Genomic DNA, 26,514 nt, shown 5'->3' with positions numbered 1-26,514 from the left:
CCCCCCCCCCCCCCCCCCCCGCCGTCGTCTGCCTTGCCTGGTTCAGAACTGTGCCTACCTCAGCGCCTGCTGCGCCGGAACCGGCCGGCTGGCCTTCCAGGCCTTCAGGAATCCGTCACCGATATCCCAGAGCCCGATAACCAGAACCGCGGCGGCCGTGATTCCCGCGATCCAGCCGGAGGCATCGGCACCCCAGTCCACATTGGCCAGGAATGCCCAGTCAAACACCTGGTCCGTGGCCAGCAGCCAGAGCACCGGGACCATAAACAGCAGCGCCAGCACCGTGTTCACTGCCGCGAACAGGTAGGTCCAGCGGCCGGCCAGGTACAGCACGACGGCGAACCCGGCTTCGATGACCAGCAGTGCAATGACGTAGGGGAGCCAGAAACTCCAGAGAGCCTCCTGCAGCACCAGCACCGGATCGCCGTCCAGGTACATCAGCGATCCGATCCGCTGCCAGAGCAGCAGTCCGATGAAGAAGGCTATGAGGACCACCGTGGCGATGGTGTCGCCCAGGGAGACCTGCGCCTTCCGCGGCAGGGCAGGAAGCATGGCGGGGGTCCAGGCTCCCAGCCCGAGGTCCTTCCGCCGGGTTCCGTTGTACTGGATGATCCCGAACGTCAGGGTCACCCAGAAGCCCAGGTGCACCAGGGCGCTGACGGCGGTGCCGATCGCGGCACCGAAGGCACCGGCCGGTTCCCCGGGGTCTATCGCCATCCGGACCAAGATGCTGCCCACAAAAGCGAGCGGGACCACGATCAGCAGCAGCGTTTTCAGCAGCCGCCACCAGTCCAGGAACAGGTCCGGGCCAATGAGGTAAAGGGGCCTGCCGGTGTAGCGCGCGGCGAGCCGGGCCGGATCACCGAGCTCGGTGAGCACCTCGGCCTCAGCCTCGGCCGGAGGCTGTCCGCCCTCCACCCGGGCCTCGACGTCGTCGGTAATGGAGCCGCGCAGTTCGCGTTCGATATCGCCACGCTGTGCTTCGGGGATCGACCTCAGGGCTGCGAAGACATAGCGGTCGGTAAGAGTACTCATGATTGTCTTCCTTCGTTGAGCTGGCGAATGGAGCCGTGCAGGCTGTCCCAGTCGCGCAGCAGCGCTTCGAGCAGTTCCCTGCCTTGTTCAGAGGTGGTGTAGAACTTCCGCGGCCGTGCTTCCCCGGTGTCCCAGGAGCTGGTCAGCAGGCCCTGTTTTTCCAGGCGGCGCAGCAGTGGGTAAAGCGTGTTGGCCTCGACGGCGAAACCCGCCTTATCCAGTGCCTCCAGCAGGCCGTAGCCGTAGCCGGGCCGCTTGAGGATGGAGAGGCAAGCCAGCACCACGGTTCCGCGGCGCAGTTCCTGCAGGTGTCCGCCGAGCAGTTCATCGTCCATGACTCACACTATGGTGTGTCAGACACAATAATGCAACAGTCGTGTGGAACTTTTTGACAGGATTCAGGTCAGAGCCTGCGGACGGGCTGGCGCAGGATCGTCTTCAGCTTCTCCGGAGCGGTGCGGCGTGGGTCGCTGAGATAGATTTCGTGGTGATCGCCGTTGAACCCGAGTCTGTTTTCAGGCATGAATTCATTGTGCAGCCGGGCGAGCACCGGGGCCTCGTCGTCGTAGGATCCCTTGTGCAGGATCTGCACCGAGAGCCCCTCCGCCAGAGGAAGCCAGTCGATCTTCTCCACGGATTCCAGGCCCTTTTTCGTCAGCACCTGCGCCACGGCGTCGTCGAGCAGGGCGGGGGTGATCCACTCCGGCTGGCTGATCAGCATGGTCCATTCCCAGGAATCCTTATTTCCGCGCACAAAATCGGCCGGATTCTCCGCCCGCCACAGCCCTTCCAGCGGCCCGACGACGGAGTCGTGTCCCAGCGCTCGCTTGGCTGCGAACTTCAGCGTGTACGCCACTGAATACAGGGCTTCCACCGCTGCGGCGTAACCCGGGGAGGTGTTGGGGTTGCCCTGCCCGTCCATGGCGATGAAATTCTGCTCGGGAACCTCCACCAGGGTGAAGTCCGTGCCCGGGGCATAGAGCTCCGGGCGCTCCTTCTTGATGTCGAACTTGTCCATGGCGGGCCTCTTCCACATGTGTTCGGTCAGGACCCCAATCCAAGTCCACGCTGCGGGCTCAGGCAACCCCGCTGGGCCCGCCCCCTCATGCCGGGGCATGGGTTCGATACGATCCAAGCTGGAAACCGAATGAAGAGTTCACGACAGGGGCACGATGACACTGGTAGGTACTGCGGCCACGGTGGTGCTGCTGCGCGACGGCACGGCGGGATTGGAAGTTCTGCTGCTGGAACGGCCGCGTCACACGGGTACATTCGCGGGTGCCTGGGTCTTCCCGGGCGGCCGGGTGGACCCCCAGGATTATGAAGCGGCGGGGTACGCCCCACCGGCCGGTGCCGCCGGACCCCCGGACCCCAGCCGGGACCTCGCTGCTGCCCGGGTTGCCGGGGCGCGTGAGACGGCTGAGGAGACCGGGCTGCTCCTTCCCCCGGATTCCCTCACCGATCTGTCCTGCTGGATCCCGCCCCTGCAGGCACCCAAGCGGCTTAAGACCTGGTTTTTCCTGGCGGCGCATCCCGGCGGTGAGGTCCGGCTCAACCCGGGTGAACTCATCGATTTCGCCTGGCTCACTCCCGCTGCGGCCCTGGCCCGGCACCGGGAAGGCAAAATGCTTCTGGTGGCCCCGACCTTCGTCACGCTGACGCTGCTGCAGCAGGACGCCGACGTCGCGTCCGCTTTGGCACACGCAGCAACAGGTCCGGTGGAGACGTTCAGCAGCCGCCTCCTGGAGGGTTATGAGCCGGATGCCGTGATCGCCTGGCACGGCGACCCGGAGTATCCGGACGCCGCCCTGGCGGGGCGTCCCGGCGAAGGGGCACGGCACCGGCTGACCATGCGTGGAAGCGACTGGCGGTACGAGCGAAGCTAGGCGCTGCGCGTCGTTCCCGTGCGGGGGCCCTCGGGAAGGACCCGGTTGCGGCCCGCCAGCAGGGCCATGCCGCAGCACACAGCCATGGCCCCGGCACTGGCGGCCAGCGGCAGGGTCCAGTCCCCGCTGAGGTCGTACAGGAAGCCGAACACCACCGGGCCCGCGGCGCCGATGCCGTAGCCCACCGACTGTGCCATGCCAGAGAGCGAGGCCGCCTGGACATGGTTGGTGGTGCGCAAGCTGAACAGGGACAGGGCCGTGACAATCAGGCTGCCCGCTCCCGCTGCGCTGATTACCACCCAGAGCAAGGGCACTGCGGGCGCCAGCAGCAGCCCGAGGAATCCAGCCGTTGCCAGGAGGCTGCCGAAGACGGCGACCGGGCGCTGGTCGCGGAAGCGGTGCAGTAATCCGCCGGTGAGCAGGCTGGAAACCATGCCGACCAGCAGGAAAACGGAAACATGAAGCCCCGCAGTGGTTTCAGAGATGCCCTGATCGTGTTCGATGCTCGGCAGCCAGGTCATCAGGATGTAGAACGCCAGGGACTGCAGTCCCATAAAGAGTGTGACCTGCCAGCCCAGCAAGGTGGTCCAGGGGGAACGGTAGCGGACCTTCGGGGTACGTCCGGGGCCGGAGGCGGGTGCCGGATCGCCCTTGAGGGTCGGGAGCAGCGCGGCCATGGCGATCAGCGCCAAACCTGCCCAGATGCCGAGGGCAAGCCGCCATCCGGTGCCCTGGGCGAGGGAAATCGGAACAACGACGGCGGCACCAAGCGCCGCGACTGCGCTGTGCGCCGCGATATAGATGCCGGTCAGCTGGCTGACCCGGTCCGGAAAATCCCGCTTGATCAGTGACGGCAGGAGGACGTTCAGGAAGGCGATGGCGACGCCGATGAGAATGGTCCCGATCCAGAGCGCCGCCGGCAGGGGCATGGAGCGGAAAACGGTTCCCGTGGCCAGCAGTGCCAGGGAGAGCCACAGGGCCCGGTCCAACCCGACACGGGCGGCGAACGCCGGAGCCACTGGCGAAAACAGTGCAAAAGCAATCAGCGGCAGGCCGGTCAGGAAGCCCGCCTGGGCGCTGGTGAAATCGAGTTCCCGCCCGATGTCCGCCAGAAGCGGCCCTACGGATACGAACGCGACGCGGAGGTTTGTCCCGATCAGCAGGACGCCGGTGAGGGCGAGGCCTGCACGAACCGGCTGATTGGTTCTGGTCCGGCCCGATACCGCCACGCTTCTCCCTTGCAGCCACGAATATGCTCTGCATCACGTTAGCGCGGGACTCAGCCGAAACAGCAAGGACGCCTTATGTGACGCAGCAAGTAGTTGCGGGAAGCGTGGCGGTGGCCAGCGGCGGTTAGCTGGCCGTGCCTTCGGTGGAGATCTGCTCGATCTCCTCGGGGGTCAGGCCGACAACTGCTGCGATGCTTCCGGTCTCCAGGCCGTCGTTGACAGCCGTCTGCACCAGGTCGGTCAGGACCTGCTCGGCGCGGTCAACGGCCCACTGCTGCGCTTCCAGCTGGGATGCGGCCAGAGCCAGAGTGGACAGCGAATCTTCGGTGGGAGTGGGAAGAGCGGGATCCTGCGTGGAACCTGTTGCTGTCATAGTCTTTATCCTTCGGTACGCCCCTGGATGCTAGCCAGGCAAGCTAGTTGTTAACCAGACAAGGTCTGGAGTGTTCAGCTAATGCCAATCTTACCGGTCGGCTTCAAGGGCCCGGGTCATCTGCTGCAGGAAGCGGGTAATGGTTGCCGCCTCCTCCGATGTCAGTGCTTCTGCGGCATCCAGCATTTTCTGGTGCATGGTTCCCAGCGTTTCCCGGACCTCCCGGTCCGCGTTGTCTGTGGGGATGATCTCCAGTGCACGCCGGTCTGTTGGGTGCGGGCGGCGGAGGAGGTAACCGCCCTTCTGCAGCCGGTCGATCAGGGCAGTGGTGGAAGCCGTGGAGATTTTCAGGAAGCGGGAAAGGTCCTTGGGTCCGATGGACTGCCCGGCCTGCCGTGCCCGCATCACATAGCGAATCGCCAGTAAATCGGTTTCATTCATTCCCATAGAGTCACGGGTGCGCCGCCGCATGGCTGCCTCGGCAGCCCGGTACGCGCGCAGAGAGTTGAGGACGTCGACGCCGCCGACGGTCTCAAGCGATTGCCGGTACCAGTATCCGGCGCCTGTGGGGTTGACGGTTTCAGGCATGCGGACAAGTTTAGCCCAGCGGATTAGTAGGCCGCCTACTAAATCGGATTCTTAAGACGGGGTTGCTCAGCAAACTTATGATCTAGGGTGGGTAGTCCAGCGGCCGGGGACCGCTCCCAGCCGGCACCGCTGGCTGAATCGGCCCGCCTGGCTCGAGTGCAGAAGCAGCAAAGGAGACCCACATGCCCACACCACATGAAGGTCCGGCAATTCCCGGAAGCAATGAGGAGGACACGCTGGAGCAGCAGGTCCCGGTTGATCCGGACCCCGTGGAGGACGACGGCGCCGAGGAGCCCGTCCGGCCGCACGGAGATCCGCTGCTGCCGGGTGGGTCAGAGGCAGACCGGCTGGAGCAGGCCAGGGACAGCGGCGGCCCAGACGGCGAGGAAGACTATCCCCGCGACGTGGGAGCTGAGTATCCGGAAGACAGTGCCGGCTAGGCAGGTTTGACTCCCGGAACGGTCACTGCCCGCTGAACAGGTCTGAGAGTCCGCGGATCAGCCAGGGATGCCACCAGGCCCAGTCATGGCCCCCGGTGATGGAACGGAAAGCGGTATCGACTCCGCTGCCGGCCAGCACGGTGTTGAGCCGCCCGGCGGGCTCGTGGATGCTGGGCTCATAGCGGCCTGCCTGGATCCGGACGCGGAGTGGTTCCTGAACCGCCAGGAGAGGTTCCGCCAGGTCATAGCGCCACAGGGACGGCGACTGTGCCAGGGCTGTACCGGCCGCCTGCGGGTATCTGGCCAGCTGCCACAGCGCAGCCAGTCCGCCATAGCTGGCGCCGGAGACCACCGTCTGCAGCGGATCCTGCGTGACCGGAAGCGCCTGACGCAGTTCCGGCAGCAGGTCCCGTGCCACGAAGTCCACACCCCCTTTCGGGCCGGACAACTCCCGCGAACGGGTGGGAACATCCACTGAATCGATCATGGCCACGTGAATCGGCGGGAGCACGCCGTCGGCAACAGCCCGGTCCAGGGTGGCCGGGAGGTTCTGGTACTTCGCCCAGACCTGGCCGTCGTGCAGCAGGACCAGTGGTGTCCGGCGGCCGCCGGACACGCGGGGCCGGTACAGCCAGAGCGTGCGCAGCTGGCCCGACTGCCGGTCCCGGACCTGCCGCAGTTCCAGCCCCCGCACAAAGTTGCCAAGCACCTGCCGCGGCGCAGTGGGAACCCCGGGAACCCCCGCGTTCCTGCGGCCGGACAACCGGGGCCGGGCCGGTTCACCCATGATGCTGGCTCCGGATTCTGCGGCCGGCGTGGGGGTGGCGAGCCACCCGGCGGAGGGCGCGTCGGGCAGCCGAAGCACCGACGTCGGCGCCCCCGCCATGCCTGTGCCCAAGGCAGGGTTCCGCGGGTCCGGACCGCCGGCGTCGGCCGCCAAGCGCACAGCCCGCCGGTCGTCCGCGGACTGCCAGGGCGCGGGCAGCGCACCAGTATGTACGGTAATCCGGTAGCTGCTTTCCCAATCCGCCGGCATCCGCCAGGTCAGGGCCCACACCCCGTCCGGCAGCGCTTCGAATTCACAGGCGCTGACCGTGTCCGGATGCACCATGGCGTTCGCGGAGAGGATGACTGCCGTGGCCAGCGGATTCCGGTACAGGAAGGTGACGGCCCGGACCGCCGGATCGCCCTGCGGGTCCTCTTCAATGAGCGGCAGTTCGCGGGTGTCCCAGCCGGCAAGCAGCTGCGCCCGTTCGGGTACGGAGAGCGTTTGCCAGTGCGCGCGGAAGTGTCCCGGAAGCGTGGAGAGCGCGGGGGCGGGCTGCGGTACGGGATCCCGCGGCAGGGGAAAGCTACCTTCCGCGGCGGCCGGGATCCTAGTGGTCATGGGCGTACCGGGGCGATCCGTGGTGGTGGTCTTCTTCCTGGCCGGGCAGGATGGTCTCCAGTTCACCCTCCACCCGGTCGTGGTCCGTGGCCCGGCCATAACTGACTTCGTTGACGCCGCGGTTCCAGTAGCCGATGATCAGCTGCTGTTTCCGCGGGAAGCCCAGCGACTTGAGCCAGCTCCGCGCAAAGCGGACGACGGCGGACTCCGCTGACACCCAGACCTGGACTTCACCGGCGGCCAGCTCGGCGGCGGGGAACCTGGCTGCGGCCAGCGCTTCCTGCAGGAGCATGGTGGAGCCGGGTTGTGCACCGTTGCGGTGCAGCCAGCGGACTTCCACGCCGGCGGGAGCATGGAGTTCCTGCTCTTCCGCCGGGCCGGCGACCTCGATCAGGGCCAGTCCGCGCTGCTGCGGGCCAAAGCGTTCAATCGTGCCGCCAATGGCAGGCAGGGCCGTCTCATCACCAGCCAGCAGTACCCAGGCGGCCTCGCCCACCACCACACCGCCGCCGGCCAGGGCAGCGATCTCGTCGCCGCGGACCGCGTTCTCGGCCCAGGACGCGGCCACGGATGTCCCGGCATGCCGGACGAAGTCCACACTCAGCGAGGAAGCATCCGCCGCCAGGGAGCGGACGGTGTAGGTGCGCACGCGTTCGCGCTGACCCGGCTTCCATTCCCAGCCGCGCTCACCGCGTCCGGGCAGGTCCAGGGGCTCGCCCGGGACCGGGAAATAGAGCTTGACGTTGGGGATGTGGGCGCCAGCGTTTACGTAGCCGGCAACCCCGGGGCCGCCGAAGTGGACCCGCCGCATCAGCGGGGTTACGTCTTCGACCCGTTCGACGGTGAGGATGTGGCCGCTCATGCGCGTGCTCCTTCGGTAAGCGGCGCCGGAGTGCCGGGCTGCAGGGAAATGCCGGTGGGATCAGTGGCGGTGCCGGGAAGGCCGTGCGGATGAACTTCGGTTCGACCGGCCCTGCCGGTTCCAGGCAAACCTGAGGAAGGGTCCTCCGGTTCCAGGGGGACTACCAACGGCCCGCCGGTGGCCGGATCGGGGATGACGAGTGCCTCGATCCCATAGATTTCCTTCATCAGTTCCGGGGTGGCGATCTCTGCCGGCGTCCCCTGCGCCACGATCCGGCCGTCCTTCATGGCGATCACATGGTCAGCGAAGCGGAAGGCCATTCCCAGTTCGTGCAGCACGGTCACCAGTGTGTAGTTGCCGGTGCGGTGCAGGCCCCGGCACAGCCGCAGCACCTCCAGCTGGTGCGCGATGTCCAGGAACGTGGTGGGCTCATCCAGCAGCAGCACCGGGGTGTCCTGGGCCAGGACCAGGGCCAGCCAGACCCGCTGGCGCTGCCCGCCGGAGAGTTCCCCGACGGTGCGGTCGGCGAGGTCCTGCACTCCGGTGGCGGCCAGGGCCGCGTCCACGGCCTGTTGGTCCGCCTCGGACCACTGGCGCAGCAGCGACTGGTGCGGGAACCGGCCCCGGGCCACCAGGTCCGCCACGGTGATACCGTCCGGCGCCGTCGACGTCTGCGGCAGCAGCGCCAGCTGCCGCGCCACCTCGCGGGTGGGGTAGGAATCGATGTCCCTGCCCTGCAGGAAAACCTGCCCGGACGCCGGCTTCAGCAGCCGCGAGAGGGCACGCAGCAGGGTGGACTTGCCGCAGGCATTCGGGCCGATGATGGCCGTGAAGGAGCCGGGCGGGATCCGCACGTCCAGGTGCTCGGAGACCGTACGGCCCTCGTATCCGATTCTCAGGCCGCGGCCGGAGAGGACATCTTCCATGGGGTTCTCCTTGCTGGGCATGGGTTTATGCGGCATGGGTCAGACCTGCTTGCTGCGGGTCAGGAGCCAGAGCAGGTACACGCCGCCGACCAGCCCCGTCATCAGGCCGATCGGAATGGCCGCCTGGATGGGCAGCCGCTGCGAGAGCAGGTCTGAACCGGCCACCAGCACAGCGCCCATCAGAGCTCCGGTGCCGATGTGGACGCCGGGGGAGCGGGTGAGCCGGCAGGCGAGCTGGGGTGCGGCGAGGGCAACGAAAACAATCGGTCCGGCAGCCGCCGTCGCCACGGCTGTGAGGCCAACTGCCGCGGCCATGGCGATGATCCGGGTGCGTTCGGTCCGGATGCCCAGGGCCCGGGCCGCGTCGTCGCCCATTTCCATCTGGTTCAGGCTCCGGGACAGTCCCAGCAGCACCGGCAGCAGGAGCGCGACGGCGATCAGCACCGGTACGGCGTGACCCCAGTTCCGCGCGGCCAGGGAACCGGAGAGCCAGAGGTGCGCCTCCGCGGCCAGATCGGAATCCCCCTTGGCCAGCAGAATGGTGTTCACGGCGGCGAGCATGGCACCAACCCCGATGCCGATCAGCACCAGCCGGTAGCCGCCGGTCACTCCGCCGCTGAGCGAAAGCAGGTAGACGACGCCGGCAGCCAGCAGTCCGCCCGCTACCGCGGCGAGGGCGGTGGCTCCTGGCCCGGCGTCGAACAGCACGATCTGCGCCACGGCTCCGGTGGCGGCACCGGTGGTGAAGCCGATGATGTCCGGCGACCCCAGTGCGTTGCGGGAAATCGACTGGAAGGTGGCTCCGGCCGCGCCGAGGCAGGCGCCAACACCCAGGGCAGTGACGGTGCGTGGCAGCCGGATCTTCTGCACGACCTTCAGGGTTTTGTTCTCCCCCTGGCCGAAGACCGCACCCAGCACGTCGCCGAACGCCAGGGCGATGGTGCCGGTCTGCATCCCGGCAATGCCCAGCACGACGGCGGCGGCGGCCAGGATGGCGCCGGTCACCAGGGTCCGGCGGCGGTAGCGCAGCCGCACCGGGCCCAGACTGAAGGTGCGGGTGCCGGTCCCGGCGCCGCTGCGGGTCGCGGCCTGCCGAATCTTAGGTGTGCTCACAGCTTTGCCAGCTTCCGCCGTCGGGCCAGGGCAATGAAGAAGGGAGCGCCAACCAGGGCGCTCATCACGCCGGCGCCGATCTCGGCGGGTGCGGCAACGACCCGGCCAACCACGTCGGCGAAGAGGAGCAGCAGCGCCCCGAGGAGCATGGACAGCGGCAGCAGCCGGCGGTGGGTCGGGCCGGTAATCATCCGCGCGATGTGCGGAGCGGCCAGGCCGAGGAAGGCGATGGGGCCGGCGGCGGCGGTGGCTGCACCGGCCAGCACGAGGATGGCGAGGGCACCGAGGATCCAGGTGGTGCGGATGCGCACGCCCAGGGTCCGGCCCAGATCAGCGCCGAGTGACATGGAGTCCAGGCTCCGGGAGAGCGGCAGGGCTGTTAGGGCGGCGAGCAGGCAGGCGCCGAGGACCCAGGGAAGCACATCGTAGCCGCGGCCCTGCAGGGACCCGGAGGCCCAGGCAGCATAGGCGGTGATGGTTTCGTCCGGACCTCCGATCAAAATGATCTTGGTGCCTGCGCCCAGCATCACGGACAGCCCGGCACCGGCCAGGACCAGGCGCACCGGATTCGTGCCGGCGTCGTGCGCCCGTCCCAGCAGGTAGACGAGTATTGAGGTGGCGGCAGCGCCCGCGAAGCCGAGCCACATGTATTGGTACGGGGACCTCATATTGAAGAAGCCCAGGCCGATGGCGACGGCGAAGGCTGCTCCGGCGTTAACGCCCAGCAGGCCGGGCTCAGCCAGCGGATTCCGGGTCAGTGCCTGCATCAAAGCGCCGGCCAGACCCAGGGCGGCGCCGACCGTGATGGCCAGGAAGGTGCGCGGCAGGCGCAGCTCCCGGACCAGCAGGTGGGTGTCCTGGGACGGGTCGAAGGCGGTCAGGGCGGCCCAGGTGTCGGCCAGGGGGATGGTGCGGGAGCCGGAGGCGAAGCTGGCGAACGCCAGCAGCACCAGCAGGGCCAGGCCGAGGGCCCAGGCGCTTGCCTGCCGGTGCTGCGTGCGCGGTGTTTGGAACACGGTGTTCTACTGCGTAGCTGGAGCTATTTCGCGGCGAAGGACGTGTTGAACCAGTCGATGATGTCACTGGCGCTGAAGTAGTCCAGGCGGAAGGACTCGGGGCCCATCGAGTAGACCTGTCCGGCCTGCACGGACGGCAGGTTGGCCAGGGTCGGATCGGCTGTGAATGCTTCCACTGTGGCTTCGGTGGAGCTGATCAGGAAGGTGTAATCGCCGCTCACTGAGGCGGACAGCCCCTCGTAGGAGGTGAAGGCGAAGTCTTCACGCTTCTGGGTTGAGGTGTCGTACTGCTCGTCCGGGTCGACGACGGTGAAGCCCAGTGCGGTGAGCAGCTGCGAGTGCGGGCCGGTGCTCTTGCCGACCGGGGAAACGTCGCCGGCGTTGAAGCTGACGATCGAGGCGGTGGTGCCTTCCTCGATGGCCAAGGCTTCGGCGGTTTCCGCGACGGAGGCGTCGAACTCCTCTACGACGGAGGCGGCCTTCTCCTCAAGGCCGGTGGCTTCGCCGAGTTCCACGGCCAGGTCCTGCCAGGTCTGGTCGCCGTAGTTGACCACGATGGTCGGGGCGATCTCGCTGAGGGCGTCGTACTGGTCCAGCACGGAGTCGGCGCCGGAGGTGGAGACGACAATCAGGTCCGGGTCTTCGGCGATGACGGCTTCGAGGTCCAGCTCCCCAATCGTGTAGAGGGGCTCGACGCCGCGTTCCACCGCTACGTCGGCCCACTGACTGAAGAAGCCGTTCTCATCCGCGGTGCCGCTGCGGGCGGTGCTGACAGAGGTGGACGTGACCGGGGCGTCGATGGCCAGCAGCGTGCCGGTGACTGACAGCGAGGTGGAGACGATGTTCTCCGGTTTGGCGTCGAGGACGGTCTCGCCTGCCTCGTGCACGATGGTGCGGGGCCATTCGGTGCTGGCTGCCGCGCTTGCGGTGGGCTCGGCGTCGGCAGCGCCGCTGCTGCAGGCTCCGAGCGTGAGGGCCATAATCGCGGTGGCGGTGAGCGCCAGGGTCTTTTTGGGCAGGGGAAGACGCAAGACGTGCTCCTAGGGAATGCACGCCGCCACGGACGCGGACGGCGGTGAGTTGAACGCTGGCGGCATCGGCGCCGCAGCACTGGTTAGCCTAACCTAAGTTCCTCGGAATTACGCAACATTACTGTGGGCTAATCGTTCTTGTTGGGGGGAATTGGTTGGGGGCGGGTTCTTGGTGGGGTGTCCGGCTGGGTGCGGTGGGTTCTTGGGTGGGGTGTCCGGGGCTTGCCCGGCCTGGCCCAACCTGCCAGCCCTGCTGCCTGCCGGCTTGCTGGGATCGGTGTCCGGCTGGGTGCGGTGGGTTCTTGGGAATAGCTGGTTCGGGGCTTGACCGGCCTGGCTGGCTTGCCTGCCGGCTTTGCTGGGGGCGGTGTCCGGGTTTGGACATGGTTGGTCAGGGGCTGCCCGGCCTGGTTGGCCTGGCTGGCTTGCCTGCTTATCCCGGGGCGGCAGGGCCCTGGGAGAACAGGGTCTTGGGCGGCCGGCCCCGGGGAGTGTGGGGTCCTCGGGCATGCGATTCGCCGGAGCTGTGCGGTGTCGGCCTGAGGGGTCGCGGAAAGGCTCCGGTTTGGGACAAATCGGCCGTTTTGGGACTTCCCTGCCGCGGCGCGCCGGAGGGAAATCCCAAAGTGGCGGGAAAGTCCCACAACGGAGGGAATTGGTGCCCCCTGGGTGTCCCATGACGGCTGGGAAGTCCCAGACCGGAGGAAAACTCCTGGGATAGGTGTCCCAGCGCGGAGGGAAAGTCCCAAACCGGAGGAAAACTCCTGGGATAGGTGTCCCAACGCGGAGGGAAAGTCCCAAACCGGAGGAAAACTCCTGGGATAGGTGTCCCAACGCGGAGGGAAAGTCCCAAAGGGGAGGGGGTTGGGGCCCCTGGGTGTCCCAACTTGGATGGAAAGTCCCAAAGCGGAGGGGGTTGGGGCCCTGGGTGTCCCAACTTGGCTGGAAAGTCCCAAGGGGGAGGAGGTGCCCTGCCAAAGATCCCACCACCGGTCTCTTCTTCCAAGACGGGGAAAGCCCCCAGGCAGGTGTCCCACTGCGGCGGGAAAGGTCCACAACCTAGGAGATCGGCAGGCGTTGTTGCTTGAGGAAGGTTGTGGCCCGAGGAGAGCCGCGGGTGGTTGCTCAACGGATTTGCCCCAGCCGATATGGACGCCGCGGGTGGATCTTCTGCGTTCAGGGCGGAGTTCCGCCGCACCGGAACAACGACCCAGCCCCATCCAGCGAGCGAGTGGTCCTCAACGAGCCCCCTCCGTTCCGAGCCCCTCTGGCCAACAAACCCTAGCGCCGGCGCCCTCCCCGGCCTACGGTAGTTCGCATGCGAAATATTGATGAGGTGCCAGCGGGCCCAGCGGTCCAATGGGCCCCCGCGGTTCAGTCGGAACGAGTGCAGATTAGTGTGGGAACGGGGGCCATCAGCGGGACACTCCGCCTGCCCGGTGGCAATGTGCCCGAGCCTGTCCGGGACCGGTCCGGCAGCAATGTTCCCGCGGCCACGCCCGCCGAAAACCAGTCCGGCGGCAATGTGCCGGGCCCAAATCAGCCCGCACCCGGCCGCCCCACGCCCGCCGCGGCCCGCCCCGAACCAGCCCCACCCACCTCAGCCGAACACGCCCCCAACCACCCCAAAGCGGCAGTCGTCATCCACCCGGCCACGGCCGTTCCGGAGCGGCTCTACAACGGTTTCGCGGAATACCTGGCGGGCGAAGGGTTCGCCGTCCTGACCTACGATTACCGGGGAACCGGCGCCTCCGGTGCAGCGAAGGAGAACCGCAGGCTCCGCATGCGGGACTGGATGGACGACGACGTCCCGGCCACCGCGGAATGGATGCGGGAACGGTTCGCCCACCTGCCGCAGGTCGCCGTCGGACACAGTCTGGGCGGACATGCCCTGGCGCTGAACAACGGGACCGAGGGACTCCAAGGCTTTATGACCGTCGCCTCCCACGCCGGAGTCAGCGCGGCCATCCCGAACCGGACAGAACGGGCCCGGGTGGAACTTATCCTGCGGGTCCTGGGCCCCGGGGCGGCGCGCCTGCTGGGATACGTGCCGGGGCGAAAACTCGGACTCGGCGAGGACATGCCGGCAGCCGCCATGCTGGAATGGAGCAAATGGTCCCGGACTCCGGGCTACTTCTTTGATGACCCGACCATGCACGCACGGGAGCGGACCGCGCAAGTCCGGACGAAGGTGCTGTGCGTCGGCCTGGACGACGATCCGTGGGCCACCCCGGAACAAATCGGCGTGATTTCACGCCAACTGGTGAACGCCAAGGTGCAGACCCGGACCTACGCCCCGGCGGACGCCGGCGTGACGGCGATCGGGCACATGGGATATTTCCGGCGGGGCCCGGGCGCGGTGCTCTGGCCGGAGGCCGCAGCCTGGCTCGCCGCAACGGCCGGGGTGGCCGCATGACTGCGGATCAGCAGGCACCTCCCCGCCTGGTGTTCCTTTTGATGGAAGCCGAACGCCGCGTGGGCCGCTGGATCAGCCGGCGGGGGAGTAACCGGGGAATCAGCGCCGCCGCTGCCGGGGTCCTGTTTCATGTGGCGGCCCATCCGGCGGCAACCACCGGGCAGGTGGCTGACGCTCTCCACGGCTCAGCGGCCGGAACCAGCGGGCTGCTGGCCCGGATGGAGTCCGCCGGGCTGATTCATCGCACTTTGGATCCAGATGACCGGCGCAGCATCCGGATTTCACTGGCACCGGCAGGGAAGGACACAATGAATGATGTCCAACAAGCCGTCATTGACCTCAACGGCCTGGTGACTGACGGGTTCAGCGTGCAGGAACTGGATACGGTCGCCCGCTGGCTGGCGCACGTTTCCCAGGCGGTGCGCTGACCATCGATTAAAGATCCGGCCTTCCCGGGACAGAACGCCGGTCCACCGGGACTGGTGCAGGAGGACTGGTGCAGCGGGATGGGCCGCGGGGATAAGCCGCAGGGGCTAAATGGTGCAGGTGCCGGTGAACGGATCACACAGCGACTGGCCGCCGTTCGGAACCGCGTAGACGCCGTCGCCGCCTTCGATCAGCCGGAGCGCACCCATCTCCTCAAGGTCGGTGAGCACCCTGAGGGTCTGCACACCGCCCAGGTCGAATTCCTCCGCCACGTCCTGCGGCTGGACACGTCCGTAGCGCCGGACGAAGTCAATGACGTTCTGGTTGAGCGTCAGCATGGCACCCCTGTCCTGTTAGTCCTGTTTGCCTGCGGCCAGGATCACCGGCCGCGGCCTTTCACCTGTGTAAACGGAACCCGGCCCGTTCACATTCCCGCCGGACAAGCCCGGCCCACCGGACAAGCCGGACAAGCCGGACAAGCCTGACAAGCCGGACAAGCGGGCGAAGGGCGCCCGCACAGCAGGAGCGAGTTTAGACTGACCGGATGCAGATCCTGGCCACGGAACGCCTCCTTCTCCGCCCCTGGAAAACCGGGGACGCAGACTTCGTGTACGACATGTACTCCCGCTGGGAGGTGCAGCGCTACCTGGGCCGGGTGCCGCGGGTTATGCCGGACCTGGCCGAGGCCCTGGCCATGATCGAACGGTGGAGAAACCTGGATGATCCCGGGCACGGCATCTGGGCCATTGAACGCAGGGGTACGGACGGCGCCGGGGACGGCCAGCTGGTCGGAACGCTCCTGCTCAAGTCCATCCCGGCCTCCGGCGAGGTGCCGCTGCAGCCCTCCGGCGACACCGAGATCGGCTGGCATCTCCACCCGGATTTCTGGGGGCACGGCTACGCAGCTGAGGCTGCGTCCGCCGTCCTGGAGATGGCGCTTGCCTCCGGACTGGAGAAAGTTGTGGCCGTCACCAACCCGGCCAACACTGCCTCCCAATCTGTCTGCCGGCGGATCGGCCTGGAACACGCCGGACAGACCGCGAAGTACTACAACACCACCTGCGAACTGTTCGTCAGCACCGCCCGAGGCAGCACCGCCCGAGCCGGCGCGTCCGCTTAGGCCACGGACGCCGGCAGGGTCAGCTTGCCGTCGCGCATCCGGGCCACTGAATCCATCAGCGGGAGGAACTCGACGTCGTGGGTCACCAGCACCGTGGCCAGATCAAACTCCTGGGTGACCTGCCGCAGCAGCTTCATGATGGAGGCCGACCGTTCATGGTCCAGGGCCGCCGTCGGCTCATCCACCAGCAGCAGGGACGGGTGCCCCATCAGGGCCCGGGCAATGTTCACGCGCTGACGCTGGCCGCCGGAGAGCTGGTGCGGGCGCTTCGCCAGCTGGCCGGACAGCCCGACGACGTCGAGCAGCTCCGCGGCCCGCGCTTCCGGCGGCCGGGTGCTTTCCCCGCGCAGATGCGCCACAACCACCAGCTGTTCCTGCGCGGTCAGCGCGGGAAGGAGGTTCGGCTGCTGGAAGACGATGCCGATCTCTTCCCGCCTCAGCCGGGACCGTTCAGCGTCCGCCATGCCGGCGACGTCGGACCCGTTCACCAGCACCGTCCCGGAGGTGGCCGGAATAAGGGTGGCTGCCACGGCCAGCAGGCTGGATTTGCCCGACCCTGAGGGGCCGGCCAGGCCGGTGACCGTGCCGCGTTCCACCGCCAGGCTGACGTGGTCCAGGGCCTTGATGGTGTTGTCCTGGCCATCGGGGTATTCCAGGGTGACGTTATCGAGGAGCAGGGGAGTGGTTGAGTTGGTCATGGTGATCCTGTCAGTCGCTTGAATCGTGTGGGTGGGATTGGCAGGCGGTCTAATTTCCGCCAAGCGCCAGCAGCGGGTCCACCCGGGTCACGCGGCGCACGGCAATGGCGGCACCGGCCAGGCCGAGGAGGAAGACACCGGCCACCGGCAGCACCGTTGTGGCGGCCGTCGCGGCGAAGGGAGCAACCTGGGCGGCCAGGGCGCCGGCACCGGCACCGAGCAGTCCGCCGGCAATGGTTCCGCCGGCCAGAATGACGGCGGCCTGCACCAGGGCATCGCGCAGGACGTAGGACTTGGTCCCGCCCAGGGCCCGCAATACGGCAATGTCCCGGGTGCGCTGCAACGTCCAGACAGTCAGGAACGCCACGATCACCAGGGCGGAAATACCGTAGAGGAACGCCTGCATCATCAGCAGGGAACCGTTCTCGGAGGAGTAAGCCGGCAGGGCGGACAGGCTGGCGGAGCGGGTCAGGCTGGTGGTCCCGGCAGCGGCGTTGGCGGCGTCGAGCCCGGCATCGTCCCGGCTCCCGCCGTCGTAGTTCACCGCCACGACCGTCCCGGCCACACCGGGCTCGACGTGCGCGAACTGCTTCCAGTCCTGGGTCGCGGCCCAAAGGACCGGGGTGTGGCTGTACCACTGGTCTTCGATGACTCCGGCGACGGTCAGGGACTCACCGTTGACGGTGGCAGTGGTTCCGGGCTCCAGGCTGAGGTCATCGGCGAGCTGCTGGCTCACCACAATCTTTCCGGTGGCCACGCCGTCCGGGGCCAGGCCGCCGTCCGGGTCCGCACCGAACAGTGCCGCGGAAGCTGTTCCACCGGCCTGAATCCGGCCCTGGGCGATGCCCAGCGGCTCGGCACCGCTGACACCGGAAGCCTGCTGCCAAATCTCCAGCTGTTCAGGACTGACCTGGGATTCGGTGAAGGACGCCTTGGGCTCCGTTCCCGCCGGGGCGCCGAACACCACCTCGTCGGCGTGCAGGTCCTTGATGCTGGACGTGGACTGATCGGCCAGTCCGGCGGTGAGGCCGGAGAGCATAACCAGCAGGAAGCTGATGAGCGCGACGACCGTTCCCATCAGGGCGAAGCGGCCTTTCGCAAAGCGGATCTCCCGCAGGGCCAGATACATGGGCTGTTTCCTTCGTTGTGCTGTTGTTTCTTCGTCAGATGCAGACTGGGCTGTTCCCTCCCTCTCCACTCTCCTGTCAGGCGGCCCCTGCGGCATCGGCTGGGCGGGCGGTCCGGCGGAACCGTCCGGTTGATGGGCCGGTCAATCAAACGGTTGATGCGGCGCCCGTCAGGGGTGGCTAGGCTGGCGGATATGTCCGCCGAGTTCGGCCGGTCGCAGGCCGGCGAGCGCATCCTGCAAATCCTGCGTCTGGCCCTCCACGTGGGATTCGCGCTGCTGCTCGGTGTTGCCGTGGCACGGCTGCTGCTGATGGCACCCGTGTCCTGGACCACCTACGCCGCACTCTTCCTTTCAGCGGTCCTTGCCGCGGTGTATGTGACCGGCACCGTGGCGGAAAAGCGGACTTCGGAGGGCAGCCGGCGGACCGGCAGATTCGACCCCGAGCGGCACGGCCTGGCCTGGCTGGCTGTAGTCGCCGGGCTGTGGGGAGTGCTGATGGTGCTCAGCCCGGACTTCTCCTGGCTGGCCTTTCCACTGTTTTTCCTGGAGCTGCGGCTGCTGTCCGTCCGGTCCGCGGTCCTCGCCGTCTGCGTGACGACGGCGGCAGTGGTCGCCGCGCAATGGGCGCACGCCGGCACCTTCCACGCGGCGATGCTGCTGGGCCCGGCGATCGGCGCCGGATTCGCGGTCATCATGGGCATGGCCTACCAGGCCCTCTACGCCGAAGTCACCAACCAGCGCCGGGCGCTGGATGAACTGCACCGCACCCGCGCGGAACTGGCCCGCAGCCAGCGGGAGCAGGGTGTCCTGGCAGAACGGGAGCGGCTGGCCCGGGAAATCCACGACACCCTGGCCCAGGGGCTGGCGAGCATTGTGCTGGTCAGCCGCTCAGCCGGTAATTCCCTCGCTGCCGGTGACCTGGCAGCCGTGCGTGAGCGGCTGCGGACAGTCGAGGCCACAGCTGCGGAGAACCTCACCGAAGCCCGGCGCTTTGTCCGGGACCTGCAGGCCCCCCAGGATGAGGCCGGGTCCCTGCCGGACCGCCTGCTGCGGGTCTGCGCAGCGGTGCAGGACCAGGCCGCGGCCCAGGGGCAGGCGCTGGAATGCCGGTTTAGGCTGGAGGGAGATCCGGTTCAGCTGCCGGCCCCGTATGAGGTGGCGATCCTCCGGGCGGTGCAGTCCGCGCTGGCCAATGTGCTCCAACACGCAGGGGCCTCCACCGCCGTCGTTACCCTGGGCTTTGTGGGACAGGACGTGACCCTCGACATTTTCGACGACGGACGCGGCTTCGATCCGTCCGGCGTTCCGGCACGGCAACAGCCGCGGGCGGATGGATCCGGGTACGGGCTGATTTCCCTCCGGGACCGGGTCACCGCCCTCGGGGGGAGCATGGACCTGGAGTCGGCTCCCGGCGAGGGAACGGTGCTGGGCATCCGGCTCCCGCTGCGCACGGAACCGGCCGGCGCACTGTCACCGGAGCCAAACCGGCGGCCGGCAGCGGATACGCCGGCCGAGGCTTTACCGGACACAGGATCGACGGCGGGACGGCGGAATCATGAGTGAACTGCGGGTGCTGCTGGTGGACGATCACCCGGTGGTGCGATCCGGACTCCGCGCGATGCTCTCAGGTTTTGACGGTGTCTCCGTCGCAGCCGAAGCCGGCGACGGCGATGAAGCCCTGAAGATGCTGGCGAAGGAGAAAGCTCTGGGCCAGCCGGTGGACCTGGTGCTGATGGACCTGCAGATGGGACCGGGGATGGATGGGGTCACAGCGACCCGGCGGATTAAGGAAACGGACCCCGGGCTTCCGGTGCTGGTGCTGACAACGTATGACACCGACGCTGACATTCTGGCGGCCGTGGAAGCAGGTGCCAGCGGGTACATGCTCAAGGACGCGCCGCCGGAGCAGATCCGGAACGCAGTCCGGTCCGCCGCCGCCGGGCAGACAGCGCTGGCGCCGGAGGTCGCTGCCCGGTTGATGGGCAGGCTGCGCAATCCCGAGCCGTCGCTCAGCAGCCGGGAAATCGAACTGATGGAGCTGCTGGCCACGGGGATGTCCAACCGTGCCATTGCCCGGACCATGTTCATCAGTGAGGCAACCGTCAAGACCCACCTGGTGCATATCTACGAAAAGCTTGGGGTGGATAACCGCACGGCGGCCATATCGGTCGCGCGGGAACGGCGGATTATCCGCGCTTAGGGCGGAGACCCCCGGAACGGGCACGGAGTTCTGATCCAGGGCACTAAAAACGGGATTACCCCTAGTCGACAGCCACCGGGATCCATAGTGTCGGTGCTCGCCGATGCTCACCATCGGCGTCATTTCACCGTGCCTAGCGTAGTGAGGGTCTCTTATGAGTGCCGACCAGTCTTCTGATTCTGCTGCCCGCCAGCGTCAGCGTCCGCACCGCAGCGAGGCGCGGGCAGCAACCCTGCTGGCGGTGCTCTTCTCGCTTTTGGTGCTGGGCCTGCCGCTGGCCGGGACTGCTCATGCCGAGCTCGGGAGCGAAGCTCCGGTTGATGACCCGCAGTACACCGCGGACACGGACATTGTGATCACGTCCACCGGTGAAAGTCAGGCGGTGCAGGACGCCCTGCCGCCTGCAGGGCAAACCTGGTTGATCGACAGCTATCCCGCCAGCATTCCGCCGGGGTATGTAACTGACAACGCCAGCTTTGCCGGGATTATCAACACCACGGATATCCTCGGTGCCAACACTGCGCAGATGTACTGCATTGACCTGCGGACGGAGACCCGGGTGGGCCTCGGGTACGTGAACGGAACCTGGGATGAGGGCAACGTGCCCAACATCGGCCATGTGAACCGCATCCTGAACACCTACTACCCGGAGACCGAACTGCCCGCCGGGCTGACGAATGACCAGAAGGCAGCAGCAGTCCAGACAGCTATCTGGTTCTTCACGGATGGCTACGTCATCAATCCGGCGGATTCGCTGGCGCCGGCGGTGACGGCGATCGTCAACGCCACCATTACCGCAGGACCGCTGACCGAACCCGAGGCGCCGGACATCTCCATCACTCCGGCGCTCGCCGAAGCCCCGGCGGGCGGGGCGGCCGGTCCTTTTACCGCGGCCGCCGAGGACGCCGCGGAGATCACCCTGACCGCTGAGCCCGGCTTCACGGTGTACTCGGATGCGGCCGGGACGGTCCCGGTGGTCAATCCCGTAGCCAGCGGCAGCCAGTTCTGGGTCCGCAGCGATTCCGGCGGAACCGGTCCGGGAGGGGTTTCCGCACGCGCGGTGGTCACCGTACAGACCGGCAACGTCTATCTGTACGACGGCGCCACCCCCGGCACGGCTGCCGCCCAGAAACTCATCCTGGCGGCCACCCGGGACCTGACCGCCAGTGCGGACGCCGCGGTGTCCTTTTACGCGGTGGGTGCCCTGAACGTGACCAAGGCCATCGCGGGACCGGCCGCCGGCAGCCAGGGAGACGTTTTGCTCAGCATCGACTGCGGTCCCGGGTTCGAGTTCACCGTCACCGTGCCGGCCGGGACTACAGGCAGCGTGTCGGAGACGTTCACGAATATCCCCGCCGGCTCCACCTGCACCATCACGGAACCAGCCAACGGAGCCACGCAGAGTGTTCTGGTGACGACGGCGCTGCCGGACCCGGTTGTTATCGCCGCGGATACCACGGCGGCAGCGGCGGTCACGGACAACTACAGCTTCGCGCCCGGAACCCTGCGGGTGAGCAAGACCATCACCGGAGCAGCGGCCGGCGCGCAGACCGAGGTGCGGATCTCCGTCGTCTGCACGGCTGGCGGTGCCACTGTCCTCGAGGACACGGTGCTGATTCCTGCCGGTGCGACGGGTTCTGTGACCACTGAGTTTCCGGAGCTGCCGGCCGGATCGGACTGCAGTGTCACCGAAACAGCGAACGGTTCAACCGCCAGCATCAGCGCCACTGCCGCCGGAGGCGGACGCGTGATCATCCCCGCGGGCGGTGCTGTGGAGTCGCCCTTGAACAACGCCTACGAGTACAGCACGATCACGCGGGAGCGCTTCGACTACGGGAAGCGTGAGCTGCCCAGCACCGGTGCTGCAACGCCGGTGGACTGCTCTCCCTCGGAGCGGTGTTGATCGCCGCAGGCGGGATCAGCCTGGCAGGAACCCGGCGAAGGGGCCGCCGGAGCTAGTGCGGCGCGTTGCCGCGCGGTTCCTCCGGGTCTTTGTCCTCTGCCCCGGGAACCGCGCCGAACCTGCGGTTTACGCCGGAGCCCCGGCCCAGGGACTCCGGGTTCGGTTTCGCGGCAATGATCATCAGCAGGAAGGTCAGCAGGCAGACGATGAAGGCGATGCAGCCGGCCGCCAGTCCCAGTTCCCAGCGGAACGTGTTCGTGGCGCCGCCCGTGGAGACCACCGCCGTCGTTACCGCCACAAAGCCGGCGATGACGGCTGAGACGATGACGGGAACGTTGCCGTAGTTCGGGCCGGCATTGGGGGTCCGCTGGGGTGTGGCCATGTGTGATCAGCTCCTGCACGTTGTGCCGATTCCGCCGTCTTGCCCTGATTCTTCCACCGCCGCCGGACAGCAAAAAGGGCTGCAGGCAAAATTGCCTGCAGCCCTTTGGCTCGGTGGTGGCGGACCCTGAATCAGAAGCGGAAAAGCGACGCGACGTCCCGTTTCTCGCCGTCCACGTAGACCACCGTGCGCTCGTCGTAAAACGACACCCGGTCCTTCAGCTGCGCCGAATCGGGCAGCACGGTTTCGTAGGACCAGGCGAGGTCCCGGCCGTTCGGCTGCCCGGCCACCGACCAGTAGGTTGCGGATCCCTTGTACGGGCAGACGCTGTGATGGGCTGAGGGTTCCAGGAGGCTCCAGTCCACGTCTTCGCGTGGATAGTAGGTGCGGACCGGGACCATCGTTTCGTAGACGAACAGCGGGTGGGCGGTTTCGGCCAGCAGCATTCCGTCCAGCTGCACCCGGGAGGTCCGGGAGGATTCACGGGCATCGACCCGGTGGAATGGGTCCCGCGGATGCCCCTTGATTTCCTGGTCCTCCTCCAGCCAGCGGTCGAACGCCGAGAAATCGAGCAGGATGTGCCCGCCGAGGTCCGGATCGTCCGGGCGGAAAGCGGCCCCGGGAAGGGACTGCGAGGACGTCACGACGTCGAAGGCGGTGCCGTCGGTGGTGTGCACGGAGAACGGAAAACGGGGGTCCATGACCGGTGCCGGCTCCGGATTATTTCCAGGCGGAGCAGCCGGGACAAGGTCCGCAGCCAGGTCTTCTGCCGGTACGGCAAAAACGGGGGTCACCCGCCGCGGTTCGTAGACCAGTATGGCGCCCGTTGTATCAAGCACCGTATCGGTACCCAACTGTGCCCGGACGCGCCGGGGAGTTGGTTCAAATCTCATCTGTGGCATCAGCTGCCACCAGGCTGGGCTTAACTGCAGTGCCATAAACCGATCGTCCGCCTGCCAGCCCGCAGCCCGCAAGGTTCTCCCGAAACCCCGCTGAGCCAGCGGCGGGCGGCAGGAGCCCGGGTCTTAGGCTGTGGCGGTCGATTCGGCGATGGCCGGCGCGGACTCGAAGTTCATCTCAACGGCGCTGACACCGCCGGCAACAAGGGCCGAGGCGATGGCAATGCCCGTGAGGAGGGCTGTCGTCCGGTTGGTGGTTCCGTGAGTGGACCGTGACTGGAACATGGTCCTCCTTTCTATGGTTTGGGTTCCCGGGATGGAGTGGCAGCCGGATGCCGGCCGCGTTCCCCACTTAAAAAGGCTAGAGAACTTGGAAGCTGGCTTGCATAACGTGCCTCACAAACACGGGATTGGGTCCTGTGGTGTTTCCCACCCACGTGTGTGGCGTTCGCCAAATCCGGTTTCAGCGTGCATGCTGTTACCAGCCCTTCCGCTTGGTGCTCGGCCAATTGCGGCCGTGGAAGGGGCGCACCCGCGCTGCCGGTGGATTAGAGCCCTAAACCACACCATCAAGAGCAGCTGAGAGACCTGCCTCCGTGACGCTGCAGCTTCCCCCGGACAATTCCTGTCCGGAAAGGTGCTAATGGCAGGAACGATGGAAAGGAAAAGAGCTAATGACGCTCACGCACAACCATGACCAGATTCAGGCCACCCAGGCAGGATCCCTGCCGCGCACTCCGGAGCTCATCGCGGCCAACGCCGCACGCCGGTTTGACGGGGACGGTTTCACCCTGGAACGCACACCGGAATTCGAGGGGCTGCTTACGGACGCCGTCGTCGATCTGGTCCAGCGCCAGACGGACGCCGGAATCACGATTCCCGGCGACGGTGAATACGGGAAGGCCATGTCCTATGACGTCGACTACGGCGCCTGGTGGACCTACAGTTTCCAGCGCACAGCGGGGCTGGAACTGACCGAGTTCAACCCCATCCTGGCTTCCCCGGTCCGCAGCGAACCGGGGAACGTCCGGCTGACCTCTTTCGCGGACCGGCGGGACTGGACGATCTTCGCCGACGCGTACCAGGATCCGTCCAGCGGCATCCAGATCGGCAAGAATGCCACTGCGTTCCCCTCCGCCACCGGACCGCTGCGCTACACGGGGCAGGCAGCGATTGCCTCGGACATCGCGAACCTCAAGGCCGGGCTGAACGCTGCCGGAGCTTCCACCGGGTTCCTGACCGCGCTCTCACCGGGATCGGCCAGCCGGATCGGCAACGAGTACTACGCCACGGAGGAAGAATTCATTTACGCGTGGGCGGATGTCCTGCGTGAGGAATACCAGGCGATTGTCGACGCCGGGTTGGTGGTGCAGATTGATGACCCGTCGATCGCCGAAAACTGGGACCAGATCAACCCGGAACCCAGTGTGGAGGACTACCGGAAGTTCACGCAGATCCGCGTCGAGGCGCTGAACTACGCCCTGCGCGGGCTGCCGGAGGACCAGGTGCGCTTCCACGTCTGCTGGGGTTCCTGGCATGGTCCGCACACCACGGACATCGAGTTCCGCCACATCGTGGACCTGGTGCTTTCCATCAATGCCGGCGCGTATTCCTTCGAAGCAGGCAACGTCCGGCATGAGCACGAGTGGACCCTCTGGCAGGACACCACACTTCCGGACGGCAAGCTCCTGATTCCCGGCGTCGTATCCCATGCCACCAACGTGGTGGAGCATCCGGAACTGGTGGCGCAGCGCATTGAGCGGTTCGCCTCGCTGGTGGGTCCGGAGAACGTGATCGCCGGAACGGACTGTGGCCTGGGCGGGCGCCTGCATCCGCAGATTGCCGCCGCCAAGCTCCAGTCCCTGGGTGCCGGGGCGCGCCTGGCGTCCGAGCGGCTGTTCTCCCGGGTCTAACTCCGGGGATCAGCCGGCAGCGGGAGCGCCGGCTGACGACACGCGTTCCCACTCTGTGACTACTCCTGGTGCTGGTGTGATCCCACCAGCACCAGGAGGTTACGAAGAGTGGGAACGTGTGTTGCCGGTGCACTTACCGGGTGGTGCTCCGCGTCCGGAACGCAGCCCGCAGCGCCTGCCACGAGCCGGTGGACCAGAGCGCCCAAAGCACCAGCAGGGGCTGGAAGAACAGCCGGATCAGCCGTGCCTGGTCCGAGTCCAGTCCAAAGGCATCCGTGCCGGTGACGTACTGCGAGATGTTGCCCGGGAAAATGGCGATGAAAAACGCTGCTGCTGCCAGGCCCACCGGAACCCGCCGGCTGGGCAGCACGGTCAGGGCAGCGCCGAGGCCGATCTCGGCGATGCCGGAAAGCAGCACCACGGTGTCCTCATTCAGCGGAACCCAGTCCGGGACCTGCGCCTGGAACTCCTCGCGGGCAAAGCTAAGGTGGCTGGTTCCGGCAAAAACCAGGAACAAACCAAGGGCGACGGCGGCTGCCCGGCGCGGACGGGTGGTCTGCGGAGCGCGCTCGGTGAGGTTTCGGCGCAGAAGATTGCGTGACATGCCCCGACGCTAACAGGGGGTGCTGCGCCTGCAAAGCGCTTTTCCCTGGCCGGCGTCAGCCCCGCAGCCGGTGTCAGTGCCCGAAGGAATCCGAGTCCAGGATTCCGGCTTCCCCGGTGTCCAGGGCCGAAAGATCTGCGATCTCGGTGTCTTCCAGGGCGAAGTCGAAGACCGCAAGGTTCTCTTCCAGATGTGCCCGCGAGGAGGCCTTGGGGATTGGCACCAGACCCTGCTGCACGTGCCAGCGCAGCACGATCTGACCCGGTGTCCGCCCGTACTTCGCAGCCAGGGCCGTCACCGCCGGATCCTGGAGCAGGCCGCCGTCCCGGCCGAGCGGGCTCCAGGACTCGGTGACGATGCCCAACCGGGTGTTGGCCTGCCGGGAGGCTTCGCGGATGTGCCGCGGGTCCACCTGGATCTGGTTGATATCCGGGATGAGCCCGGCCTCCACCAGGCGCTCAAGGTGGGCCGGCTTGAAGTTGGAGACGCCGACCCCGCGGACCAGCCCTTCCGCGAGCAGGTCGGCGATTCCCTGCACCGCCTCGACGAACCGGTCCTGGTCCGGATTGGGCCAGTGCACCAGGAGCAGGTCGATGTACTTGGTGCCTAGCCTCTCTGCCGAGGCGGCGAACGCTGTCCGGACCCCGTCGCGGCTGTGCCAGCGCTTGTTGAACTTGGTGGTGATGACAACGTCGGAGCGGGCAATGCCGCTGCGCCGCAGGCCTTCGCCCACGCCGGTCTCATTTTCGTAGTTCTCGGCGGTATCAAAGAGGCGGTAGCCGACGTCGACGGCGGCAGCAACGGCGTCGGCCGTCTGGGCATTGTCCATGGGCCAGGTGCCCATCCCGAGGGCCGGCAGCTCCAAGCCGTTGCGGAGCTGGATCGTGGGGGCGGTCGCGTTGGGCATGGTGTGTCCTTTCACTGCAGGATTCCGGGCG

At 67.1% G+C, this 26,514-nt stretch carries 29 protein-coding genes and 1 riboswitch; of the genes, 9 read left to right on the top strand and 20 right to left on the bottom strand.

Annotated features, from left to right (window positions below; genetic code table 11):
* Positions 1–54: 54 nt before the first annotated feature.
* The 3 genes from H9639_RS04545 to H9639_RS04535 all read right to left on the bottom strand — a co-directional run bounded on the left by H9639_RS04545 (position 55) and on the right by H9639_RS04535 (position 2,053).
* Positions 55–1,035, bottom strand: a complete 981-nt coding sequence (locus H9639_RS04545) for a permease prefix domain 1-containing protein (protein ID WP_191806959.1) — start codon at positions 1,033–1,035, stop codon at positions 55–57.
* Complete coding sequence (locus H9639_RS04540; RefSeq protein ID WP_191745647.1) at positions 1,032–1,370, bottom strand: PadR family transcriptional regulator; 339 nt, start codon at positions 1,368–1,370, stop codon at positions 1,032–1,034. The genes H9639_RS04545 and H9639_RS04540 overlap by 4 nt, the downstream gene beginning before the upstream one ends.
* 68 nt (positions 1,371–1,438) lie before the next feature.
* A complete protein-coding gene (locus H9639_RS04535; RefSeq protein WP_191806958.1) occupies positions 1,439–2,053 on the bottom strand; it encodes a GyrI-like domain-containing protein in 615 nt (204 codons plus the stop codon).
* A gap of 154 nt (positions 2,054–2,207) precedes the next feature.
* Here H9639_RS04535 and H9639_RS04530 point away from each other — a divergent pair, with 154 nt between their 5' ends.
* Entirely contained in the window at positions 2,208–2,921 is a 714-nt protein-coding gene (locus H9639_RS04530) for an NUDIX hydrolase (protein WP_191806957.1), read from the top strand.
* On the opposite strand, the gene H9639_RS04525 is transcribed toward H9639_RS04530, so the two are convergent.
* From H9639_RS04525 to H9639_RS04515, 3 genes are all read right to left on the bottom strand, one after another.
* Positions 2,918–4,150 carry a CynX/NimT family MFS transporter gene (locus H9639_RS04525; RefSeq protein ID WP_191806956.1) on the bottom strand — a complete coding sequence of 411 codons (1,233 nt, stop codon included), beginning with the start codon at positions 4,148–4,150 and terminating at the stop codon, positions 2,918–2,920. The genes H9639_RS04530 and H9639_RS04525 overlap by 4 nt on opposite strands.
* 124 nt (positions 4,151–4,274) lie before the next feature.
* A complete protein-coding gene (locus H9639_RS04520; RefSeq protein ID WP_191806955.1) occupies positions 4,275–4,523 on the bottom strand; it encodes a hypothetical protein in 249 nt (82 codons plus the stop codon).
* A 90-nt stretch (positions 4,524–4,613) separates the two neighbouring features.
* On the bottom strand, positions 4,614–5,111 hold the full coding sequence (locus H9639_RS04515; RefSeq protein WP_191806954.1) for a MarR family winged helix-turn-helix transcriptional regulator: 498 nt from the start codon (positions 5,109–5,111) through the stop codon (positions 4,614–4,616).
* A 182-nt stretch (positions 5,112–5,293) separates the two neighbouring features.
* On the opposite strand from H9639_RS04515, the gene H9639_RS04510 reads away from it, so the two are divergent.
* On the top strand, positions 5,294–5,551 hold the full coding sequence (locus tag H9639_RS04510) for a hypothetical protein (RefSeq protein ID WP_191806953.1): 258 nt from the start codon (positions 5,294–5,296) through the stop codon (positions 5,549–5,551).
* A gap of 22 nt (positions 5,552–5,573) precedes the next feature.
* Here H9639_RS04510 and H9639_RS04505 read toward each other — a convergent pair whose 3' ends face one another.
* From H9639_RS04505 to fepB, 6 genes are read right to left on the bottom strand one after another with little or no spacing between them, the layout of a single operon-like run.
* Positions 5,574–6,938: an enterochelin esterase domain-containing protein gene (locus H9639_RS04505; protein WP_191806952.1), complete on the bottom strand. Its 1,365-nt coding sequence runs from the start codon at positions 6,936–6,938 to the stop codon at positions 5,574–5,576.
* Positions 6,928–7,800, bottom strand: coding sequence for a siderophore-interacting protein (locus tag H9639_RS04500; RefSeq protein WP_191806951.1), 873 nt, complete (start codon positions 7,798–7,800; stop codon positions 6,928–6,930). The genes H9639_RS04505 and H9639_RS04500 overlap by 11 nt, the downstream gene beginning before the upstream one ends.
* The gene (locus tag H9639_RS04495; RefSeq protein ID WP_449657888.1) at positions 7,797–8,747 is read right to left on the bottom strand and encodes an ABC transporter ATP-binding protein; all 951 of its coding nucleotides are present in this window, start codon (positions 8,745–8,747) and stop codon (positions 7,797–7,799) included. Before H9639_RS04495 ends, H9639_RS04500 begins: the two co-directional genes overlap by 4 nt.
* Positions 8,748–8,765: 18 nt before the next feature.
* A complete protein-coding gene (locus H9639_RS04490) occupies positions 8,766–9,839 on the bottom strand; it encodes a FecCD family ABC transporter permease (RefSeq protein ID WP_318241978.1) in 1,074 nt (357 codons plus the stop codon).
* Positions 9,836–10,855 carry a FecCD family ABC transporter permease gene (locus H9639_RS04485; protein ID WP_191806950.1) on the bottom strand — a complete coding sequence of 340 codons (1,020 nt, stop codon included), beginning with the start codon at positions 10,853–10,855 and terminating at the stop codon, positions 9,836–9,838. The genes H9639_RS04490 and H9639_RS04485 overlap by 4 nt, the downstream gene beginning before the upstream one ends.
* 23 nt (positions 10,856–10,878) lie before the next feature.
* Positions 10,879–11,886 carry a Fe2+-enterobactin ABC transporter substrate-binding protein gene (fepB, locus tag H9639_RS04480; RefSeq protein ID WP_225219236.1) on the bottom strand — a complete coding sequence of 336 codons (1,008 nt, stop codon included), beginning with the start codon at positions 11,884–11,886 and terminating at the stop codon, positions 10,879–10,881.
* Between the two features lie 1,387 nt (positions 11,887–13,273).
* Here fepB and H9639_RS04475 point away from each other — a divergent pair.
* On the top strand, positions 13,274–14,302 hold the full coding sequence (locus H9639_RS04475) for an alpha/beta hydrolase family protein (RefSeq protein WP_191806949.1): 1,029 nt from the start codon (positions 13,274–13,276) through the stop codon (positions 14,300–14,302).
* Positions 14,299–14,730, top strand: a complete 432-nt coding sequence (locus tag H9639_RS04470; RefSeq protein WP_191806948.1) for a MarR family winged helix-turn-helix transcriptional regulator — start codon at positions 14,299–14,301, stop codon at positions 14,728–14,730. Before H9639_RS04475 ends, H9639_RS04470 begins: the two co-directional genes overlap by 4 nt.
* Positions 14,731–14,835: 105 nt before the next feature.
* Here H9639_RS04470 and H9639_RS04465 read toward each other — a convergent pair whose 3' ends face one another.
* Positions 14,836–15,066: a hypothetical protein gene (locus H9639_RS04465; protein ID WP_191806947.1), complete on the bottom strand. Its 231-nt coding sequence runs from the start codon at positions 15,064–15,066 to the stop codon at positions 14,836–14,838.
* Positions 15,067–15,272: 206 nt separating this feature from the next.
* Here H9639_RS04465 and H9639_RS04460 point away from each other — a divergent pair, with 206 nt between their 5' ends.
* Entirely contained in the window at positions 15,273–15,848 is a 576-nt protein-coding gene (locus tag H9639_RS04460) for a GNAT family N-acetyltransferase (RefSeq protein ID WP_191806946.1), read from the top strand.
* Here the strand turns inward: H9639_RS04460 and H9639_RS04455 are convergent.
* Both H9639_RS04455 and H9639_RS04450 read right to left on the bottom strand, forming a co-directional pair.
* Positions 15,845–16,546 carry an ABC transporter ATP-binding protein gene (locus tag H9639_RS04455; protein ID WP_191806945.1) on the bottom strand — a complete coding sequence of 234 codons (702 nt, stop codon included), beginning with the start codon at positions 16,544–16,546 and terminating at the stop codon, positions 15,845–15,847. The two genes, H9639_RS04460 and H9639_RS04455, sit on opposite strands and share 4 nt — an antisense overlap.
* A gap of 49 nt (positions 16,547–16,595) precedes the next feature.
* Positions 16,596–17,675 (bottom strand): ABC transporter permease, encoded by a 1,080-nt coding sequence (locus tag H9639_RS04450; RefSeq protein ID WP_191806944.1) that lies wholly within the window; start codon positions 17,673–17,675, stop codon positions 16,596–16,598.
* Positions 17,676–17,867: 192 nt separating this feature from the next.
* Here H9639_RS04450 and H9639_RS04445 point away from each other — a divergent pair, with 192 nt between their 5' ends.
* The 3 genes from H9639_RS04445 (at position 17,868) to H9639_RS04435 (ending at position 21,778) form a co-directional block, all read left to right on the top strand.
* Complete coding sequence (locus H9639_RS04445) at positions 17,868–19,238, top strand: sensor histidine kinase (protein WP_191806943.1); 1,371 nt, start codon at positions 17,868–17,870, stop codon at positions 19,236–19,238.
* Positions 19,231–19,875, top strand: coding sequence for a response regulator (locus tag H9639_RS04440; RefSeq protein WP_191806942.1), 645 nt, complete (start codon positions 19,231–19,233; stop codon positions 19,873–19,875). Before H9639_RS04445 ends, H9639_RS04440 begins: the two co-directional genes overlap by 8 nt.
* A 154-nt stretch (positions 19,876–20,029) precedes the next feature.
* On the top strand, positions 20,030–21,778 hold the full coding sequence (locus H9639_RS04435; protein WP_191806941.1) for a thioester domain-containing protein: 1,749 nt from the start codon (positions 20,030–20,032) through the stop codon (positions 21,776–21,778).
* Positions 21,779–21,830: 52 nt separating this feature from the next.
* Here H9639_RS04435 and H9639_RS04430 read toward each other — a convergent pair whose 3' ends face one another.
* From H9639_RS04430 to H9639_RS04420, 3 genes are all read right to left on the bottom strand, one after another.
* Positions 21,831–22,160 (bottom strand): hypothetical protein, encoded by a 330-nt coding sequence (locus H9639_RS04430; protein ID WP_191806940.1) that lies wholly within the window; start codon positions 22,158–22,160, stop codon positions 21,831–21,833.
* Between the two features lie 131 nt (positions 22,161–22,291).
* Positions 22,292–22,999, bottom strand: coding sequence for a DUF427 domain-containing protein (locus tag H9639_RS04425; protein WP_318241977.1), 708 nt, complete (start codon positions 22,997–22,999; stop codon positions 22,292–22,294).
* Between the two features lie 186 nt (positions 23,000–23,185).
* Positions 23,186–23,344: a hypothetical protein gene (locus tag H9639_RS04420; protein WP_191806938.1), complete on the bottom strand. Its 159-nt coding sequence runs from the start codon at positions 23,342–23,344 to the stop codon at positions 23,186–23,188.
* A 278-nt stretch (positions 23,345–23,622) separates the two neighbouring features.
* A riboswitch (SAM riboswitch) is annotated at positions 23,623–23,721 on the top strand.
* Positions 23,722–23,733: 12 nt separating this feature from the next.
* On the opposite strand from H9639_RS04420, the gene H9639_RS04415 reads away from it, so the two are divergent.
* Positions 23,734–24,972 carry a cobalamin-independent methionine synthase II family protein gene (locus tag H9639_RS04415; RefSeq protein WP_191806937.1) on the top strand — a complete coding sequence of 413 codons (1,239 nt, stop codon included), beginning with the start codon at positions 23,734–23,736 and terminating at the stop codon, positions 24,970–24,972.
* A 133-nt stretch (positions 24,973–25,105) separates the two neighbouring features.
* Here H9639_RS04415 and H9639_RS04410 read toward each other — a convergent pair whose 3' ends face one another.
* Both H9639_RS04410 and H9639_RS04405 read right to left on the bottom strand, forming a co-directional pair.
* Positions 25,106–25,576, bottom strand: a complete 471-nt coding sequence (locus tag H9639_RS04410) for a DoxX family protein (protein WP_191806936.1) — start codon at positions 25,574–25,576, stop codon at positions 25,106–25,108.
* Positions 25,577–25,649: 73 nt separating this feature from the next.
* The gene (locus H9639_RS04405) at positions 25,650–26,483 is read right to left on the bottom strand and encodes an aldo/keto reductase (RefSeq protein ID WP_191806935.1); all 834 of its coding nucleotides are present in this window, start codon (positions 26,481–26,483) and stop codon (positions 25,650–25,652) included.
* Positions 26,484–26,514: the final 31 nt, after the last annotated feature.

This window comes from Arthrobacter gallicola (assembly GCF_014836775.1).
Taxonomy (GTDB): Bacteria; Actinomycetota; Actinomycetes; order Actinomycetales; family Micrococcaceae; genus Arthrobacter_B; species Arthrobacter_B gallicola.
This window is presented reverse-complemented; position numbering and strand designations above follow the sequence as displayed.

Excerpts from the sequence above, each read along its gene's own strand:
- H9639_RS04545 (WP_191806959.1), bottom strand. The coding sequence starts at position 1,035 with ATGAGTACTCTTACCGACCGCTATGTCTTCGCAGCCCTGAGGTCGATC.
- H9639_RS04540 (WP_191745647.1), bottom strand. The coding sequence starts at position 1,370 with ATGGACGATGAACTGCTCGGCGGACACCTGCAGGAACTGCGCCGCGGA.
- H9639_RS04535 (WP_191806958.1), bottom strand. The coding sequence starts at position 2,053 with ATGGACAAGTTCGACATCAAGAAGGAGCGCCCGGAGCTCTATGCCCCG.
- H9639_RS04530 (WP_191806957.1), top strand. The coding sequence starts at position 2,208 with ATGACACTGGTAGGTACTGCGGCCACGGTGGTGCTGCTGCGCGACGGC.
- H9639_RS04520 (WP_191806955.1), bottom strand. The coding sequence starts at position 4,523 with ATGACAGCAACAGGTTCCACGCAGGATCCCGCTCTTCCCACTCCCACC.
- H9639_RS04515 (WP_191806954.1), bottom strand. The coding sequence starts at position 5,111 with ATGCCTGAAACCGTCAACCCCACAGGCGCCGGATACTGGTACCGGCAA.
- H9639_RS04510 (WP_191806953.1), top strand. The coding sequence starts at position 5,294 with ATGCCCACACCACATGAAGGTCCGGCAATTCCCGGAAGCAATGAGGAG.
- H9639_RS04505 (WP_191806952.1), bottom strand. The coding sequence starts at position 6,938 with ATGACCACTAGGATCCCGGCCGCCGCGGAAGGTAGCTTTCCCCTGCCG.
- H9639_RS04500 (WP_191806951.1), bottom strand. The coding sequence starts at position 7,800 with ATGAGCGGCCACATCCTCACCGTCGAACGGGTCGAAGACGTAACCCCG.
- H9639_RS04495 (WP_449657888.1), bottom strand. The coding sequence starts at position 8,747 with ATGCCCAGCAAGGAGAACCCCATGGAAGATGTCCTCTCCGGCCGCGGC.
- H9639_RS04470 (WP_191806948.1), top strand. The coding sequence starts at position 14,299 with ATGACTGCGGATCAGCAGGCACCTCCCCGCCTGGTGTTCCTTTTGATG.
- H9639_RS04465 (WP_191806947.1), bottom strand. The coding sequence starts at position 15,066 with ATGCTGACGCTCAACCAGAACGTCATTGACTTCGTCCGGCGCTACGGA.
- H9639_RS04460 (WP_191806946.1), top strand. The coding sequence starts at position 15,273 with ATGCAGATCCTGGCCACGGAACGCCTCCTTCTCCGCCCCTGGAAAACC.
- H9639_RS04455 (WP_191806945.1), bottom strand. The coding sequence starts at position 16,546 with ATGACCAACTCAACCACTCCCCTGCTCCTCGATAACGTCACCCTGGAA.
- H9639_RS04450 (WP_191806944.1), bottom strand. The coding sequence starts at position 17,675 with ATGTATCTGGCCCTGCGGGAGATCCGCTTTGCGAAAGGCCGCTTCGCC.
- H9639_RS04445 (WP_191806943.1), top strand. The coding sequence starts at position 17,868 with ATGTCCGCCGAGTTCGGCCGGTCGCAGGCCGGCGAGCGCATCCTGCAA.
- H9639_RS04440 (WP_191806942.1), top strand. The coding sequence starts at position 19,231 with ATGAGTGAACTGCGGGTGCTGCTGGTGGACGATCACCCGGTGGTGCGA.
- H9639_RS04435 (WP_191806941.1), top strand. The coding sequence starts at position 20,030 with ATGAGTGCCGACCAGTCTTCTGATTCTGCTGCCCGCCAGCGTCAGCGT.
- H9639_RS04430 (WP_191806940.1), bottom strand. The coding sequence starts at position 22,160 with ATGGCCACACCCCAGCGGACCCCCAATGCCGGCCCGAACTACGGCAAC.
- H9639_RS04420 (WP_191806938.1), bottom strand. The coding sequence starts at position 23,344 with ATGTTCCAGTCACGGTCCACTCACGGAACCACCAACCGGACGACAGCC.
- H9639_RS04415 (WP_191806937.1), top strand. The coding sequence starts at position 23,734 with ATGACGCTCACGCACAACCATGACCAGATTCAGGCCACCCAGGCAGGA.
- H9639_RS04410 (WP_191806936.1), bottom strand. The coding sequence starts at position 25,576 with ATGTCACGCAATCTTCTGCGCCGAAACCTCACCGAGCGCGCTCCGCAG.
- H9639_RS04405 (WP_191806935.1), bottom strand. The coding sequence starts at position 26,483 with ATGCCCAACGCGACCGCCCCCACGATCCAGCTCCGCAACGGCTTGGAG.